The organism is Thauera phenylacetica B4P (genome assembly GCF_000310225.1).
Lineage (GTDB): Bacteria > Pseudomonadota > Gammaproteobacteria > Burkholderiales > Rhodocyclaceae > Thauera > Thauera phenylacetica.
The window spans coordinates 1-893 of the sequence record NZ_AMXF01000518.1 but is presented as its reverse complement, the minus strand read 5'-3'; the positions used below and the strand labels follow the sequence as shown (position 1 = coordinate 893).

1 protein-coding gene is annotated in these 893 nt (G+C 75.3%); it reads left to right on the top strand.

The features are described 5' to 3' along the window. A partial coding sequence (locus tag C667_RS23425) for an enoyl-CoA hydratase-related protein (protein WP_004390689.1) occupies window positions 1-893 on the top strand: 893 nt, incomplete at both ends.

Here is an 893-nt window from a genome sequence, read left to right as displayed (position 1 = left end):
CCGGCACGCTGCTCGCCCGCCGCGACGGCGCGCTGCTGCGCGCCACGGCCGACGGCGCGGTGTGGATCGGCCATGTGCGCCGCGCCGACAGCCCGCACCCCTTCAAGCTCCCGGCCACGCTCGCCTTCGCCGCCGAGGTCGCTGAAGCCACTCAAGCCGCGGCCCTGCCCGAGCTGCCCGCCACGCTGATGGCGCCGGCCAGTGCCGATCCGGCCGCGCTCGGCTACCGCGAGCTCGCCTACCGCGAGACGGACGACGGCGCGCTCGGCGTGCTGTCCTTCGAGTTCTACAACGGCGCCATGTCCACCGCGCAGTGCCGCCGCCTGCTCGCCGCGATCGAGTTCGCCCGCGGCCGCCCCACGCGCGTGCTGGTGCTCGACGGCGGCGCCGGCTTCTGGTCCAACGGCATCCACCTCAATACCATCGAGGCCGCGCCCTCGCCGGCCGACGAGTCGTGGGCGAACATCGAGGCCATCGACGACGTCTGCCTGGCGCTGCTCGGGCTCACCGACCGCCTCACCGTCGCCGCGCTGCGCGGCAACGCCGGCGCCGGCGGCTGCTTCCTCGCGCTCGCCTGCGACCGCGTGTGGGCGCACGAGGGCGTGGTGATGAACCCGCACTACAAGAACATGGGCAACCTGTTCGGCTCGGAGTACTGGACCTACCTGCTGCCGCGCCGGGTGGGCGAGGACGCCGCGCGCGCGATCATGCGCAACCGCCTGCCGCTGCTCGCCCGCGAGGCCGCTGCGCAAGGCCTGATCGACGACTGCTTCGGGGCCGACCGGGCCAACTTCGCCGCGCAGGTGGAGGCGCGTGCGCGCACGCTCGCCGACGACCCGGGGCTCGCCGCGCGCATCGCCGACAAGGCCCGCCGCCGCGCCGCCGACGAGGCC